Here is a 1288-nt window from a genome sequence, read left to right as displayed (position 1 = left end):
TGAAGTGACCCCCTGAGGCCGGACACCTCCTGACTTGGCATCCTGCCGAGGAGGAGGAACCGCATGGCACCACCGAGTAAGTACCCGCAGGAGTTCCGGCGCCAGGCCGTGGCGCTGGTGTTGGACTCCGGCCGTCCGGTCCGCGACGTGGCCAAGGAGCTGGGCGTCAACCACGAGACGCTGCGCAACTGGGTCACCAAGGCCAAGCAGGACCGAGCCACCACGGCCGGCGGTGGACCGCAGGCGTTGAGCAGCGACGAACGCGCCGAGCTGACCCGGCTGCGGCGGCAGGTCGCGCAGCTGCAGCTGGAGAAGGAGATCCTGAAAAAAGCCGCGGTCTTCTTCGCACGCGAGACGGAGCGGTGAACCGGCACGAGATCTACCGGTTCATCGCCGCGGAGAAGACCACCTATCCGGTCCGTCTGCTCTGCCACGTCCTCGGCGTCGGCCACTCCGCGTTCTATGCCTGGCTCGGCGGCGGCCGCGACCGCGCCGAGCAGCGAGTTCGAGACGATCAGGCGCGGGCCGCGGCAGCGAGACAGGCCTGGGCGGAGCATCGGTGCGTCTACGGCGCCCGCCGGTTGACCGCCGAACTGCACGAACGCGGCCACCGATGGAACCGCAAAGCCGTCGCCCGGTTGATGCGCCTGGCCGGCATCGAAGGCGCCCACCGGCGGCGGCGCGGCAAGCCGCGGCGCCGTGCAGTGGCGACCGCGACGGCGCCGGACCTGGTGCAGCGCCGGTTCACCGCCACCGCCCCGGACCGGCTCTGGGTCGCTGACATCAGCTATCTGCGCACCTGGGAAGGGTTCCTCTACCTCGCCGTGGTCGTCGACGCGTTCAGCCGTCGGGTGGTCGGCTGGGCGATGGCCGATCACCTACGCACCGAGTTGATCCTCGACGCCGTCGGCATGGCCATCCAGGCCCGCCGCCCGGCCCGCGACCAGCTCATCCACCACTCGGACCGCGGAACGCAGTACACGTCGTTCGAGTTCGGCCGCACCCTGCGCTCCTGCGGCGTCCTGGCCTCCATGGGCTCGGTCGCGGACTGCTTCGACAACGCCCTGGCCGAAACGTTCTTCGCCACGCTGAAGACCGAACTGGTCTACACCCGCTCCTGGCCCACCCGCCACGAACTCGAAATGGAGGTGTTCTCCTACATCGAAGGCTTCTACAACCCTCGCCGCCGGCACAGCCGCCTAGGTAACGTCAGCCCCGCCACCTACGAAACCCGCCACCACGACACCGTGACAGACATCGAGGTGTCCGGCCGATAGGAGTCACTTCA

General features: G+C 68.9%; 2 protein-coding genes. Both read left to right on the top strand.

Annotated elements, in window-relative coordinates:
- The first annotated feature begins 63 nt into the window (after positions 1 to 63).
- Positions 64 to 366 carry a transposase gene (locus Sya03_RS30650; protein WP_203941948.1) on the top strand — a complete coding sequence of 101 codons (303 nt, stop codon included), beginning with the start codon at positions 64 to 66 and terminating at the stop codon, positions 364 to 366.
- A complete protein-coding gene (locus Sya03_RS30645) occupies positions 363 to 1277 on the top strand; it encodes an IS3 family transposase (protein WP_203941947.1) in 915 nt (304 codons plus the stop codon). Before Sya03_RS30650 ends, Sya03_RS30645 begins: the two co-directional genes overlap by 4 nt.
- The last annotated feature ends 11 nt before the right edge of the window (positions 1278 to 1288 follow it).

The organism is Spirilliplanes yamanashiensis (assembly GCF_016863475.1).
In the GTDB taxonomy this organism is placed as follows: Bacteria; Actinomycetota; Actinomycetes; order Mycobacteriales; family Micromonosporaceae; genus Spirilliplanes; species Spirilliplanes yamanashiensis.
The sequence above is the reverse complement of the archived record's forward strand: the minus strand, read 5'-3'. Positions and strand labels throughout refer to the sequence as shown.